Source organism: Okeania sp. SIO1H4 (assembly GCF_010672695.1).
GTDB classification, from domain to species: domain Bacteria; phylum Cyanobacteriota; class Cyanobacteriia; order Cyanobacteriales; family Microcoleaceae; genus Okeania; species Okeania hirsuta.
Genome location: NZ_JAAHGB010000015.1, coordinates 44991 through 61504, shown reverse-complemented (window position 1 = coordinate 61504; position 16514 = coordinate 44991). Strand labels below are relative to the sequence as shown.

Genomic DNA, 16514 nt, shown 5'->3' with positions numbered 1-16514 from the left:
GTCTATATATATTGACAGAGGACTAAAATGAACAATACTTCTCAAACAAACCAACAAAACGTCTTATCCAAAGAAGTACTTCAAACATTGAAGGAAATGCGGGGTAAACTCGCAGCAGTAAACAAAGCCAAAACCGAACCGATCGCCATTGTTGGCATGGCCTGTAGATTTCCTGGAGGAGCTAATGACCCATCAAAATACTGGAATTTATTACATGATGGTATAGATGCAATTACGCCAGTTCCTCCTGAACGTTGGGATGTGAGCGCTTATTACGATCCCGATCCAGAAGTTCCTGGGAAATCCTACACTAGACAGGGTGGGTTTATCGATCAAGTTGACCAGTTTGACCCCTTATTTTTTGGTATTTCTCCTAGAGAAGCAGTTAGTTTAGATCCTCAATACAGATTACTTTTGGAAGTAACATGGGAAGCATTAGAAAACTCTGGACAAACATGGGAAAATCTGAAGAATAGTCAGACAAGTGTATTCATGGGCGCATCGACAGATGACTATACTAGCGTCATTCTCCGTGAAGCAAATAGTTACCCTACTCTTGGCATTAATAGAAGTATTGGTGTAGGTCGTATTTCTCATCTCTTAGGTTTGCAAGGATCTAATCTACAGGTAGATACAGCTTGTTCAAGTTCTTTAGTTGCTGCCCATTTAGCGTGTCAGAGTTTGCGTTCAGGAGAATCCAACATAGCATTAGTGGGTGGGGTAAATTTAATATTATCCCCCTTCAGCACTATTGGTCGTTGCCAAGCAAAAGCACTATCCCCTGACGGTCGTTGCAAAACTTTTGATGCTGCGGCTAATGGTTATGGTCAGGCAGAAGGATGTGGTGTCCTAGTTTTGAAGCGTTTGTCTGATGCAATTAGTGATGGGGATGTAATTTCCGCCGTTATTCGAGGAACTGCTGTTAATCACGACGGGCCCAGTAGTGGGATGACAGTTCCCAATAAAATGGCTCAAAAGCAGGTAATTCAACAAGCTCTGACAAATGCTAAGTTAGAACCACATCAAGTTAGCTATTTGGATGCTCACGGTACAGGAACTTCTTTGGGAGACCCAATTGAGATAGAAGCTCTAGCAGAAGTATACAAGAAAAAACGTCCAGTAGATTCCCCTTTAATTGTGGGCTCGGTCAAGACAAATCTTGGACATTTGGAAGCAGCAGCAGGGGTATCATCTTTGATGAAGGTGATTTTAGCCCTTAAGCATCAGGAAATCCCTCCTCATTTACATTTAAAACAACCCAATCCTCTTGTAGATTGGGATAAGTTACCAATAAAAATTCCTACTTCTTTAATGTCTTGGTCTAGCGAGGGAAAACCAAGAATAGGAGCAGTTAGTTCCTTTGGTATGGGTGGTACTAATGCTCATATAATTTTAGAAGAAGCCCCTGTAGAATTTAGAATTCAGAATTCAGAATTTAGAATTAACACAAATGGGGAAAAGGGGCATGATTTAGAGCGTCCGCTGCATTTATTGACTTTATCAGCCAAAACAGAAAAAGCTTTAGCAGATTTAGTCAGTAGTTATCAAAAGCATTTAGAAACATATCCAGATTTGGCAGTAGCAGATGTATGTTACACAGCTAATACAGGAAGGAAACATTTTAAGCATCGACTAGCAGTTATTGCTTCTGACCAAAACGAATTAGCACAAAAGCTACTTGACCAAAAAACAGGAAAGGAAGTAGTTGGACTATGTTGTGGAGAATTTGATAGTGGTAGCGCAAGTTCTAAGCTAGCTTTCCTATTCACAGGTCAAGGTTCCCAATATGTGGATATGGGTAAGCAACTGTATGAAACTCAACCAACCTTCCGTCAGGCTTTAGATCAATGCGACCAAATTTTACAACCCTATCTAGAAGTACCTCTATTAGAAGTTATTTACCCTAAAGATGTACAAAAGTCAACCTCGAATTTGTTAGACCAGACAGCTTATACCCAACCTGCTCTATTTGCCATTGAATATGCTTTGTTCAAATTATGGGAATCTTGGGGAATCAAACCAACTGTAGTCATGGGTCACAGTGTAGGAGAATATGTGGCAGCAACAGTAGCAGGAGTTTTCAGTTTAGAAGATGGTCTGAAATTAATTGCTATGCGGGGACAGTTGATGCAACAGTTACCCTCCGGTGGAGAGATGGTAGCAGTGATGGCCTCAGAATCTGTGGTTACAGAAGTAATAGCAGATTATAGTTCACAAGTGACAATAGCAGCGGTTAATGGACCAGAAAGTATGGTGATTTCTGGAGAGAGTGGAGCGATCGCAACAGTTTGTAGTAAGTTCAAAGCAATAAGAGTTAAGACCAAAAAATTACAAGTTTCCCATGCTTTTCATTCGCCGTTGATGGAGCCAATGTTGGCCGAATTTGCAACAGTAGCTCAGTCAGTCATCTATAATCGGCCGAAAATACCACTGGTATCAAATGTAACTGGTCAAAAAGCAGCAAATGAAGTAACTAAGGCTGAATATTGGGTAAATCATATCCGACAACCAGTAAAGTTTTATCAAAGCATAAAAACATTGCACGAGCAAGGGAATGAACTGTTCTTGGAAATAGGACCGAAACCAATTTTGTTAGGGATGGGACGTAGATGTCTAGCAGGAGATTCAGGAGAATGGTTGCCATCGTTGCGTCCGAAGAAAATCCCCCTCCCGTCCCCCGATCTTCGGGGGAAGACAGAGGATGCTGCGCTTTTGAACGATGAATGGCAGCAAATGTTATTGACTTTAGGAAAGTTGTATGTTAGAGGTATCAAAATAAATTGGTCAGGGTTTGACCAAGGTTATGCTCGTCAGAAAGTAGCATTGCCAACATATCCATTCCAACGACAACGTTACTGGGTAGAAAAAACAGAAAACAAACAGAAACAACAACATCAAAAGTTAGAAAATATTGGTGAGACTCCAATTTTTCAACTACTCACTCAAGGAAACACAGAAACCCTCACTCAACAACTAGAAAGAGCGGTAAATTTTTCACCAGAACAGCTTAAACTTTTACCAGAAATATTAGATGTATTAGCTAAACAACATCAAGAACAATTAACAGCAGTAACTGTAAAAAATTGGTTCTATGAAATTCAATGGAAACCTTTAGCTCAAAGTAACTCAACAACAAACATTCAATTAAGTCATTGGCTGATTTTTGCCGATACTACAGGAGTAGCTGAAAAATTAGCCCAAAAATTACAACAACAGGGTCATGAATATAGCTTAGTTTATAGAGGGGAGAGCTATCAAAAACTAGCAGTAGGAAAATATCAACTAAATCCTAATATTCCCGAAGAATTTGAACAACTGTACCAAGAAATTCAGCAAAATACTCCAACTCCCTCATCAAAGTTAATTCACCTGTGGAGTTTAGACGCTCCTGAATCAAAAGACTTAACCCTGGAGACCCTAGAAAAAACCCAATTATGGGGATGTGGCAGCGTAGTGTATCTGTTACAAACCTTACTCAAAAAGGCAAACACCCCTCAAGTATGGTTAGTAACCCGTGGGTCTCAGTCAGTATTATCCAAAACAGAAAATAATATAACAGGACTAGCAGCATCGCCTCTGTGGGGATTAGGTAGAGCAGTGTCCCTAGAACATCCCCAATTATGGGGAGGATTAGTGGACCTAGACCCACAAGCTCCAGCAGCAGACGAAATAGAAATGCTATGGCAATTATTAGTTAATGAACAAGAAGAAGATCATCTAGCTTTACGGGGAGAAAATACTTATGTAGCTCGTCTGGTAAATCAATCTCCTCCAGAATTTCCTCAACCCCTATCCTTATCATCAGATGGTAGTTACTTAATAACAGGAGGATTAGGAGCGTTAGGACTACATACCGCAGAATGGTTAGTATCTAAGGGAGCTAAAAATATTGTCTTAACTGGGCGTAACGCTCCTTCAGAAAAAATCCAAGAATCAATACAAAAATTAGAACAAACAGGATGCCAGGTCAAGGTTTGGTTAGGGGATATTGCTATAGAAGAAGATATAGCCAAAATTCTGGAGAAGATTCAGACATCAATGCCAAAACTCAAAGGAATAATTCATGCAGCAGGAGTGCTTGATGATGGAACCATACAACAGATGAACTGGGAGCGTTTTGCCAAAGTAATGTCGCCAAAAGTAAGAGGAACTTGGCACTTACATAAATTAACTCAAAATTTGCCATTAGATTTCTTTATCTGTTTCTCCTCAATGGTTTCCCTAATTGGTTCCCCTGGTCAAGGAAATTATGCTGCAGCTAATGCTTTTATGGATGGTTTAGCTGGTTATCGTCGCAGCAGAGGATTATCAGGATTAGCTATTAACTGGGGAGCATGGGCGTCTGGGGGAATGGCTGCTCGTTTAGCAGTGGAGCATCAAAATCGTATTCAGAACAGTGGAATAGGTGAAATAGCTCCCAAAGAAGGAATGTATTCCTTGGACTTACTTTTGGGAAATCAATCTGCTAGGTCACAGGTAGGTGTAATACCAGTAGAGTGGTCGGTATTAGCAGAACATTGGAGTGGTATCACAAAAAGTTCTTTATTACAAGAATTATTAAAAAAGGAAAAGTTGGCAGATAATGATACACTACAGCAGAAAGTAAAAGTAGAAATTTTAGCCAAATTAGAAACGGCCTTAGAAGAGGAACGTCAAGAAATTTTAACCGAACACATTCGAGGGGAAGTAGTTCAAGTACTAGGTTTAAGCTCATCTCAATTACCGGAAATGAATTTAGGGTTTATGGAAATGGGCATGGATTCTTTAATGGCGGTAGAATTAAAAAATCGACTGCAAAATCAACTAGGAACTAACTTACCTGAGACAATAGCGATGGAATACCCAACGATCGCGAAATTGTCCTTACATATAGAGGAATTAATGGCATGGAAGACAACAGAAAATGAGGATACCTCTAATGGCCATAATCAAGCTGATGTATCAGAAATAGATGCTAATGTATTGCCAGTTCTTGAAGATATTTCAGAAGAAGATTTTGAAGCACTAGCAGCTCAACAACTAGAAAAAATTCAGAATATGCTCTAAAATAGGCGAAAGCTAAAAAGATATATATTTTGCTCTATAAGTCAAAAAAATTAGGTTAAGGCTAAAAGTTTATGGAACCGAGTACCAAAAAAGAGCAACTATCATTATCCAAACAAATGTTTTTAGCTTTAAAACAAGCAGAAACTAAGTTGGAGATGATGGAGCGCTCCAGAAGTGAAGCGATCGCCATTATTGGCATAGGGTGTCGATTTCCTGGAAATGCCAACACACCAGAAAGTTTCTGGGAATTGTTATCTAATGGTAAAGACTCTGTTAGAGAGATTCCACAAGAACGTTGGGATATAGATTCTTACTACGACCCAAACCCTGATACTCCAGGGAAAATGTATATCCGTCACGCAGCATTAGTAGAGCAGGTAGATCGGTTCGATCCGCAATTTTTTGGTATCTCCGGCAAAGAAGCACATAGCCTTGACCCACAGCAACGTTTTATTTTAGAAGTAACTTGGGAAGCTTTAGAAAGAGCTGGTATTGATCCCCAGCAATTAGAAAACACTCAGACAGGAGTATTTCTAGGTATCGGTCAAAATGATTATGCTAATTTGGGTTTTAGTCAAGTTGAAAATATTAGCCCTTATGATGCTACAGGAAATGGATTTTGTTTCGCAGCAGGTAGGTTATCTTACTTTTTAGGATTGCAAGGCCCATCAATGGCGATCGATACAGCTTGTTCATCATCTTTGGTAGCTATACATGAAGCTTGTCAGAGTTTACGTCAGGGTGAGTCTAATTTAGCTTTAGCAGGAGGAGTTCAATTAATTCTATCTCCTCAAGTGACAACTGCTCTATCAAAATTAAAGGCTCTATCACCTGATGGCAAGTGTAAAACTTTTGATGCTGCTGCAGATGGTTATGGTAGGGGAGAAGGATGTGGCATTGTCGTACTTAAGCGTTTGTCGGATGCGGTCAAAGATGGGGACAATATCCAGGCTGTAATTCGTGGTTCAGCTATTAATCATGATGGACCGAGTAGTGGACTGACAGTACCTAATAAGCTAGCTCAAGAAAAACTTATTAAGCAAGCTCTCAAAGCAGCCAAAGTAGAACCCGATCAAGTAAGTTATGTGGAAGCTCATGGTACTGGAACTTCTCTGGGAGACCCGATGGAAGTGAGAGCTTTAGCTAGCGTATTTGAGCAAGGACGCAATGGGGAAAATCCATTACACATCGCTTCAGTTAAAACTAATATTGGTCATTTAGAAGCAGCAGCAGGGATAGCAGGTGTGATTAAGGTGGTTCTGCAACTACAATATCAAAAAATTGCTCCTCATTTGCATTTTGTCAATCCGAGCAACTATATTGATTGGGAGAATACCCCTGTAAAAGTACCTACTGAACTCACACCCTGGCAGTCATCAGCAGAGAAAAGAATTGCAGGGGTAAGTTCTTTTGCTATTAGTGGTACCAATGCTCATATTATTTTAGAAGAAGCTTCTAATGAAGTCACAAGTCACAAGTCAGAAGAATCCCCCCTACCCCCCTTTGAAAGGGGGGATGATTTAGTAGAACGTTCGTTGCATTTGTTAACTCTGTCGGCAAAAACAGAAAAAGCTTTAGAAGATTTAGTCAGTAATTATCAAAATTATGTAGAGACGTTTCGCGAAACGTCTCTACAAGGGACATTTCCCGAAACATCCCTACCAGATATTTGTTATACAGCTAATACAGGCAGAGCGCATTTTAATCATCGACTAGCAATTATTGCTTCTGAGCCAAAAGAATTAATAGAAAAACTGGTTGACTGGAACGCTAAGAAAGAAGTAGTAGGAGTATTTTCTGGACAAACAGATGGCGGTAGCAAAAGTCCGAAAATAGCTTTCCTATTCACAGGCCAAGGTTCCCAGTATGTGAATATGGGAAGGCAACTATATGAAACTCAGCTTACTTTCCGTAAAGCTTTAGAGGAATGCGACCAAATTTTACAAGCTTATTTGGAAGTACCTTTATTAGAAGTTATCTACCCTAAAGATGCACAAAAGTCAAGTGTATTAGACCAAACAGCTTATACTCAACCTGCTCTGTTTGCTATAGAGTACGCCCTAGCTAAGTTATGGGAATCTTGGGGGATGAAACCCAATGTAGTGATGGGTCATAGTGTAGGGGAATATGTGGCAGCAACTGTAGCAGGAGTATTCAGTGTCGAAGATGGTCTGAAATTAATCGCCATGCGAGGAAAATTGATGCAGCAGTTACCCTCCGGTGGTGAAATGGTATCTTTGTTAGCATCAGAATCTCAAGTTATAGAAGCTATAGGCGAGTATAGTTCTCAGGTGGCAATAGCAGCAATTAATGGACCGAAAAGTATAGTTATTTCTGGTGAAAGGGAAGGGATAGCAGCCATTTGTAGTAAATTAGAATCTCAAAGAGTAAAAGCCAAAAAATTACAGGTATCCCATGCTTTTCATTCCCCATTAATGGAGCCAATGTTGGCTGAGTTTGCAGCAGTAGCTCAGGAAGTAACTTATAATCAGCCTCGGATATCACTTATTTCTAATGTCACTGGTGAAAAAGTAAGTGCAGAAATCGCTACTCCTGAATATTGGGTGCGTCATGTCCGGCAACCCGTAAAATTTGCTCAGAGTATGAAAACTCTACACGAGCAAGGATATCAGTTGTTCTTGGAAATTGGACCTAAACCGATATTATTGGGGATGGGACGTAGATGTGTATCAGGAGATTCAGGAGTATGGTTGCCCTCGTTACGTCCAGGCAAAATCCCCTTAGAAACGGAGAAGTCAGAGGATACTTCACTTTTGAACAATGACTGGCAACAAATACTTTCAAGTTTAGCACAGTTATATGTACAGGGAGCTAAAGTAGATTGGAGAGGGTTTGACAGAGATTACGTTCGTCAAAAAGTAATCTTGCCAACTTATCCATTTCAGCGAGAAAAGTATTGGATACAAACGACTAATTCTCAAAGTATTTCTGCTAGTAAACTTCATCCTCTAATTAATCGCAAGTTTCAATCTCCATTATCAAAAGATATCTTTTTTGAATCAGAGTTTAGTACCGATGCTCTACCATTTTTAGCAGACCACCAAATATATGAAAAAGTTGTAGTACCTGGTGCCAGTCATATTTCTCTATTGTTAGCAAGTGCCTCATTAACATATTCTGCAACAGGTTGTCAACTGGAGGATATTCTATTTCCCCAAGCATTAGCAATTCCTGAACAAGGAATGCGTAACGTTCAGGTGGCTCTCACCCCACAGGATAGCTTATATTCATTTCAAGTAATTAGTTTTGACAGCTCTGATAGTAATTCTTGGGCAGTCCATGCTACAGGAAAGATTTATCCTACTAATGCTTCGCCAACGCATTCTCTAGAAACCATCGCAGAAATTCAATCCCGTTGTAATCAAAAAATTGAAAGCACAGAAATTTACCAAAGTCTATGGGATAGACAAGTTCAATTACGGCAGAGTTTTAGATGGATACACCAGGTATGGTTAGGAGAAGGAGAAATTCTCTGTCAAATGAAAGTACCTGAAACAATCTTAGATGCTCTTAAGTATCAAATACATCCAGCTCTAATTGACTCATGTTTCCAGTCAGTAGCTGCACTGAACCTCAGTCTTTCTGGTGACCAAAGTGAAACTTTTGTGCCCTTCAGTATTGAAAAGTTTACTTTTTATCAGCGCCCTGAGAATGATTTACTTTGGTGTTATACCCGTGGATTGAAAGAAGGAGCATCAGAAGAAAAACTGCTGAAAGCCGAAATACAATTATTTGACCAAAGTGGAAAATTAGTGGCTGATGTTAGTGGTTTTGAGGGTAGGAAAGCGAACCCCAAAGCATTACTCATGACACTAGATGCAGATTTAAGTGATTGGTATTATGAAATCAACTGGGAACCTCAACCTTTAACAGAAACTGCAAAATCTAGTGAAAATGCTGGTAAATGCTTAGTATTTGCACTTACTGATGAAGATGAATTAGTAGAGTCTATCGGGCAGTCTTTAGAACAAAGAGGACAGAACTATATTTGGGTATCCCCAGGTTCGGAGTATCAGCAATTAAATGCTCAACATTATCAAATTAATCCTACTGTTGCTGAACAATTCTCCAAACTACTCCAAGATAATTCAGATATTCAGGGGATTTTGCACTTATGGAGTCTAAATGAAACTGAAGATTTACAAACAGCTCAAGAACTTGGTTGTGCCACAACTTTACATTTACTGCAAGCTTTAGTTCAAGCTGGATTAAGCAATGTAATACCAATTTGCCTAGTGACTCAAGGGACTCAGAAGATATTCGATGCAGCAGAAGTGGTGCAACCCCAACAAGGAAGTTTATGGGGACTAGGACGTGTTATTAGTTTAGAACACCCAGAATTAAAGTGTTGCCGAATAGACTTAGACCCCACATCAAATTTTGCGGAAATGGTCCCCAGTTTAGTAGATGAACTATTTTCTCAAGATAATGAAGACCAAATAGCAATTCGTCAGGGAGTTCGTTATGTAGCAAGATTAGTACGGCAACAAAAGCAGAAAATTAGCTCAGAGGAAGAATTAGGATTAGAAAATCAACCAGTAGAATTGAAGTTGTCTGAATACGGACTGATAGACAAACTCAACTGGCAAGTAATGGAACGCCGTTCTCCACAAGAGAATGAAGTAGAAATTCAAGTCAAAGCAGCAGGTTTAAACTTCCGAGATGTACTCAACTCTTTGGGATTACTGAAAGAGTATTATGCTGAGGTATTAGGTATTACTGATGTATCTCAACTCAATTTTGGGTTGGAATGTGTAGGCGTTATTGCATCTGTGGGAGAAAATGTTTCTCAGTGGCAGGTGGGAGATGAAGTTATGGCTATAGTTCATAATGGATTTAGTAGTTTTGTTACTACCAGTGCCGCTCTAATTATGGCTAAACCGAAAAATATGAGTTTTACGGAAGCAGCAACTTTACCATTGACTTTTGCTACAGCTTACTATGGACTGCAAAATTTAGCGAAAATTCAGCCAGGAGATAAGGTATTAATTCATGCTGCTGCTGGTGGTGTAGGGCAAGCAGCAGTTCAAATTGCACTGGGTGTAGGAGCAGAAGTATTCGCGACAGCAAGTCCTCCAAAGTGGGAATTTCTCAAGTCTATGGGGATAAAGCACATAATGAATTCCCGTACTTTAGATTTTGCGGATGAAATTATGACTATTACTCAAGGACAAGGTGTAGATATAGTCTTAAATAGTTTGAATGGAGATTTCATTGATAAGAGTTTTGTGGTTTTAGGGAAAAAAGGGCGATTTGTAGAAATTGGCAAAATCGGAATTTGGGATAAACAAAAGGTGATGGAGAAACGCCCAGATGCTGAATACTTGCCTTTTGATATTGGACTGATGATCCAACAACAATCAGGTTTAATGGCAGAATTTTCAGAGGAATTAAATCAGCAGTGTCAGTCAGGAAAACTCAAAGCATTATCTTATAAAGTATTCCCGAATACAGAAGTGAAAGCAGCTTTCCGATATATGCAGCAAGGTAAGCATATAGGAAAAGTGGTAGTTTCTCTGCCAGAAACAGGAGATGAGCAAAAATCTATAAAATCTGAAGCCAGTTATTTGATTACAGGAGGTTTGGGAGCTTTAGGGTTAGAAGTAGCCCAATGGATGGTGAAAGAAGGAGCGAAAAATATAGTATTAACTGGGCGTCGGAACCCGAATGAAAAGGCGCAAAAAGTTATAGAAGAATTAGAAGCAGCAGGTGCATCAGTCAGTGTTTTGTTAGGGGATATTTCAACTAAAGAGTCTCTGATGAAAATCTTAGAAGAAATATCTACATCCTTACCTCCACTGAAAGGAATAATTCATGCTGCCGGGGTTTTGGATGACGGAGTATTGCAAAAAATGACCTGGGAGAAATTTACAAAAGTAATGGCTCCCAAGGTTTCCGGAACTTGGTATTTACATAAACTGACTCAGGATTTACCCTTAGATTTCTTTGTCTGCTTCTCCTCCATGGCTTCAATGTTGGGGAATTTTGGCCAAGGAAACTATGCTGCGGCCAATGGCTTTATGGATGCGATCGCTCACTATCGTCGAGGCCAAGGATTACCAGGATTAAGTATTAACTGGGGAGCATGGGCGACAGCAGGAATGGCTGCTCGTTTGGCCAAGGAACATCAAAACCGAATGCAGAGTAGTGGAGTAATGGCCATCGAAGCCGAACCAGGAATGCAAGCATTAGGTTCATTGTTATCAGGGTATCAAAGCCAAGTAGGGGTGTTCCCTGTTAATTGGTCTGAATTTTTTAGGCAGATGCCTGGATTAGCAAAACTCCGATATTTAGAAGCTTTTACCACAAAATCGGTAGAGCAGAATCAGGACAATCGGATTTTAGAGCAGCTAAATGCAGCTTCAGATGGGGAACAAGAACAGCTATTGACTTCTTATCTCCAAAGCAAAATTGCTCACATTATGGGTATGACAGTTTCTCAAATAGAGTTAGAAAAATCTCTAACTATGATGGGACTTGACTCATTGATGGCTGTGGAATTACGAAATCAGATTCAAACTGAGTTAGGGGCGGATATTCCAGCTACCAGATTTATGGAAGGAATAACTATTCAGCTTCTAGCAACTGAAGTTAAGCAACAACTGATGATTCAAACAGATGAAAATCAAACCCTTGAATCAGAAGATCGAGAGCAACTTGATGGAGATAAAGATAATAATTGGATAGAGGTGGAACTATGAATTTAGTTGAATTTTTACAAGATATCTCTCTCAAAGGGGTAAAGTTATGGTGTGATGGAGAAAAATTGCGTACTGGAGGTGCCAAAGAGGTATTAACTCCTGATGTTATTTCTCAACTGAAGCAATACAAAACTCAAATTTTACAATTATTGCAGGAACAGCCAGATATCCTGCAAGTATACCCTCTATCCTATGGCCAAAAAGGTCTCAGATTTTTATGGGAACTAGCTCCACAAAGCTATACTTACAATTTGTCATTTGCCGTTCGGATTTACTCTCAGGTAGAACTGCCTATTTTACAGCAAACTTTTGAAGTGTTACAGAATCGCCATCCAATGCTGCGCAGCACTTTCCCAAAATTGGGTCAAGAAATGGTTAGACAAATACATCAAAATCAACCATTGGACTTCCTGGAGATTGATGCTTCGAGTTGGAATGAGGATGAGTTGTACAAAAATGTGCTGGAAACTCATCGTCTACCTTTCGCCCTGGAAAGCAAGCCAGTCATGCGAATTAGATGGTTTGCCAATCCAGAAAAAGACCATATCCTATTGTTAACAATACATCATATCGCTTGGGATGGTTGGTCTATGAGTTCTATTGTTAAGGAAATACCAGAAATTTACGAAGCTCAAAAAGCTGGTGTTGACATATCTCTGCCTCAAATAGGTTATTACCAAGATTATGTTAGTTGGCAAAGGAATATATTAATAGGAACTGAAGGAGAGCGTCTCTGGAGTTATTGGCAACAAAAGTTGGCAGGAGATTTGCCAGTCTTGAATTTACTTACAGATAAACCACGCCCACCAATACAAACTTATAACGGTGCTGCTTACCCTTTAAAATTACCTAAAGAACTAACTGAGCAACTCAAAGCATTAGCTCAGGAAGCAGGGGCGACTCTTTACATGGTTCTCTTGGCAGCTTTTCAAATACTTCTATCTCGTTACACCAGTCAAGAAGATATTTTAGTCGGTTCTCCTACTTTTGGTAGGTCTAAACCAGAGTTTGTCCCCATTGTTGGTTACTTTGTCGATCAAGTTGTGATGAGGGGAAATCTTTCCGGAAATCCTGGTTTTAAAGACTTTTTGTCTCAGGTTCGTCAAACTGTTATTGAGGCATTAGCTCATCAAGATTATCCCTTTTCTTTGTTAGTACAGCGATTACAGCTAGAGCAAGATTCCAGTCGTTCCCCTCTATTTCAGGCTTACTTTATCTTCCAAAATTTCCAAGGTGCTCAAAATGTGCAAAAGCTGTTATCAAGCCCGAAAAAAACTGTAGTAAATTGGGGAAAATGGGAAGTAGAACCTTTTGCATTAGCTCAGTATGAAAGTCTGTTCGATTTGACATTAGAAATAATGGAAGAAGACTCATCTATACTGGGATTCCTCAAATACAATACAGATATATTTGAAGAGCAGACTATTGCCAGGATGGCTAGTCATTATCAGACTTTGTTAACAGGAATTGTGAATAATCCCCAGGAAAATGTGGGTCAACTGCCTTTATTAGGGGATGTAGAACAGCAGCAGTTACTAGGGGAATGGAATAACACTGCTACGGAATATCCAGAAGATAAATGTATGCATCAATTGTTTGAAGAAAAAGTCAAACAAAGTCCAGATGCCGTAGCATTGATTTTTGGCGATCAACGATTGACTTATAAAGAGTTGAACGAACGAGCAAATCAATTAGCACACTATCTACAAACTTTGGAAGTCAAAGCAGAAGTGCTAGTAGGTTTATGTATTGATCGTTCAATCGAAATGTTAGTTGGACTTTTGGGGATACTGAAAGCTGGAGGAGGTTATGTCCCCATCGATCCTAGTTATCCCCAACAACGGTTGGCTTATATGTTAGAAGATTCTGCTGTGCCGGTATTACTAACAACAGAATCATTATTAGAAATAATACCAGAACATCAGGCTAAAACCGTATGCTTGGATAGGGATTGGCAAGCGATCGCTTCACATTCTCAGGAAAATCTTGAGAGGGTAATTGCTCCAGAGAATCGAGCTTATGTAATTTATACTTCTGGGTCTACAGGTAAACCCAAAGGAGTTGAAATCAACCATTATTCTCTAGTCAATTTCCTAGTATCCATGAATAGTTATCTAGAATTGACTAACTTGGATACTTTTAATGCCATTACTACCATCTCCTTTGATATTGCAGCATTAGAACTTTATCTACCACTAATAGTAGGAGCATCAGTAGCATTAGTTCCTCGTGAAATAGCCATAGATGGCAACAGACTGTTACCCCAGTTATTAGAATCTGGAGCCACAGTCATGCAGGCAACCCCTGCTACTTGGAAAATGTTGTTAACTGCAGGCTTATCAAATCATAAATTAGACGTGAAATTATTGTCTGGAGGTGAAGCTTTACCTGCTGAATTAGCTCATCAACTACTGGAGATAGGCAAGGAACTATGGAATGTTTATGGCCCGACAGAAGCTACAATTTGGTCAACAATTTACAAGGTAGGCGATCGGCTAAAATCAACAAAAAATAGTCATGTAATTACACCAATTGGTCGTCCCATTGCCAATACCGACATTTATATATTAGATAGCTACCTGCAACAAGTCCCCATTGGGATACCTGGAGAACTACACATTGGTGGAACTGGTTTAGCCCGTGGGTATCTCAACAGACCAGAATTAACCCAAGAGAGATTTATCCCCAACCCTTTTGGGAATTTACAAGCCCAGAATCAAAAGTCAAGAATATATAAAACAGGGGATTTAGCTAGATATTTACCTGACGGCAATATTGAGTACCTGGGTAGAATTGATAACCAAGTCAAGATTCGGGGTTTCCGTATTGAACTGGGAGAAATTGAATCAACACTGACTAAGCACCCAGAAGTACAAGAAGCAGTAGTCATTACTCATCCAGATCGCTTGATTGACAAACCACTCATAGCATACATCGTTCCTAACTTCCGAGGTGAAGACCCACATTCTCGTGAATCTATAAATAAAGCACAGAGCGAGCGACTATTATTGTGGCAGCAACTCAGGAATAAGATATATGAACAAACTATAGTTGATGGAGGTGCAAATTTCAATCCTCTTATTTGGAGAGATAGCTATACGGGCGAGCCATTTCCGGAAGAAGATATGTCTCAATGGTTAGATTACACAATTGAACGAATTATCAGTGGTAAACCCGAGCGTGTGTTGGAAATTGGTTGTGGTACTGGGATGTTGCTATTCAAGATTGCTCCCCACACTTCTAAATATTATGGTATAGATATTTCCGACAAAGCTATTTCCTATATTGAGGAACAATTAAAAACCCTAGAGGGAGATTGGTCTCATGTACAAGTCTACAACCAACCTGCCAATGATCTTAAAGCCTTAGAGAAAGAATCTTTCGATGCTGTAATTCTGAACTCAGTTATCCAGTATTTTCCTAGTATTGAATATTTAGTAGGGGTATTGGAAAATGCAGTCAAATTAGTGGCACAGGGTGGCACGATCTTTATCGGAGATGTGCGGAGTCTACGACTACTAGAAACATTCCATACCGATCTATTATTGAGCCAAGCTACGGACGAGGAAAAAGTAGAAGATTTATGGCAGCGGGTACAAAAAAAATTAAAACAAGAAGAGGAACTGGTAATTGATCCAGAGTTTTTCCAAGCGCTACAGCAGTATTTACCCCAAATTAGTCAAGTAGAGATTCAGCTCAAACGTAGTCGTGCTGATAATGAGATTACCAAGTTCCGGTATGACGTGATTCTTCATATAGAAAAAGAAGTTTTGTCCCCTAGTTGCAGCCCTCAATTTTTGAACTGGCAACAGGAGGAATTGACATTATCATCTGTCCAGCAAATTTTGGCACAAAAACAGCCAGAGATGCTCATAATTAAAGATGTTCCCAATGCACGCCTCCAAACCCAAGTAAAACTCAATCAACTCTTGACAAGAAAAAATGAATTTGTTAAGGTTGAGGAATTACGCAAAGCTTTACCAAAAAACACCCCAGAAAAAGGGATAGAACCTGAAGATTTTTGGAATTTGGATGATGAGTTGGCTTATAAAAGCTACATTACTTGGTCAGCTCTCAATTCCGATTGCTACGATGTTGTCTTTTGGCAAAAATCATCTGCACCAATAAATAATGGATTACCCCTACTACCAACAGAAAATAGGGAGCAAAAACCTTGGACTGTTTACAGCAATAATCCTTTACAGAGTAAATTATCTCAGCAGCTAGTTCCTAAACTACGCACTTTTATGGAACAGGTACTACCTCAGTATATGGTTCCATCAACTTTTGTGTTGTTAGACTCCCTACCATTAACACCCAACGGTAAAGTAGACCGGAAAAAGTTGCCCAACCCCGACATTAATCGTTCTCATACTGAATATGTCGTACCTAAATCTGAAACAGAACAACAGATTGCTAAGGTTTGGCAAGAAGTGCTGAAACTAGAAAAAGTAGGCATTCACGATAATTTTTTTGAAGTAGGCGGAAACTCTTTACTCTTGATACAGGTAAGTGGTAAACTTAAAGAAATATTTAAAATAGAGCTGCAAGTAGTAGAACTTTTAAAATATCCAACTATTTATTATTTGAGTCAGCATATAAAAGGTGAAAGTATTAGTAAAACTGATAGCGAGGAAGCACGAAATATTCGTGATACTAACTTAAAAGAAGGTAAAAGCATGATGAAACAAAGACTTGCACGGAGACAAAAACATCGTTCTCGCTATCAATTCAAAGATTAATTAT

The 16514-nt window shown here is 39.4% G+C and carries 3 protein-coding genes; all 3 read left to right on the top strand.

Going from position 1 to position 16514, the window contains the following annotated elements:
• Window positions 1–27 precede the first annotated feature (27 nt).
• Entirely contained in the window at window positions 28–5046 is a 5019-nt protein-coding gene (locus tag F6K06_RS13695) for a type I polyketide synthase (protein ID WP_287241603.1), read from the top strand.
• A 71-nt stretch (window positions 5047–5117) separates the two neighbouring features.
• Window positions 5118–11768 (top strand): type I polyketide synthase, encoded by a 6651-nt coding sequence (locus tag F6K06_RS13690; protein WP_287241601.1) that lies wholly within the window; start codon window positions 5118–5120, stop codon window positions 11766–11768.
• Window positions 11765–16510 (top strand): non-ribosomal peptide synthetase, encoded by a 4746-nt coding sequence (locus F6K06_RS13685; protein ID WP_124155953.1) that lies wholly within the window; start codon window positions 11765–11767, stop codon window positions 16508–16510. Before F6K06_RS13690 ends, F6K06_RS13685 begins: the two co-directional genes overlap by 4 nt.
• Window positions 16511–16514: the final 4 nt, after the last annotated feature.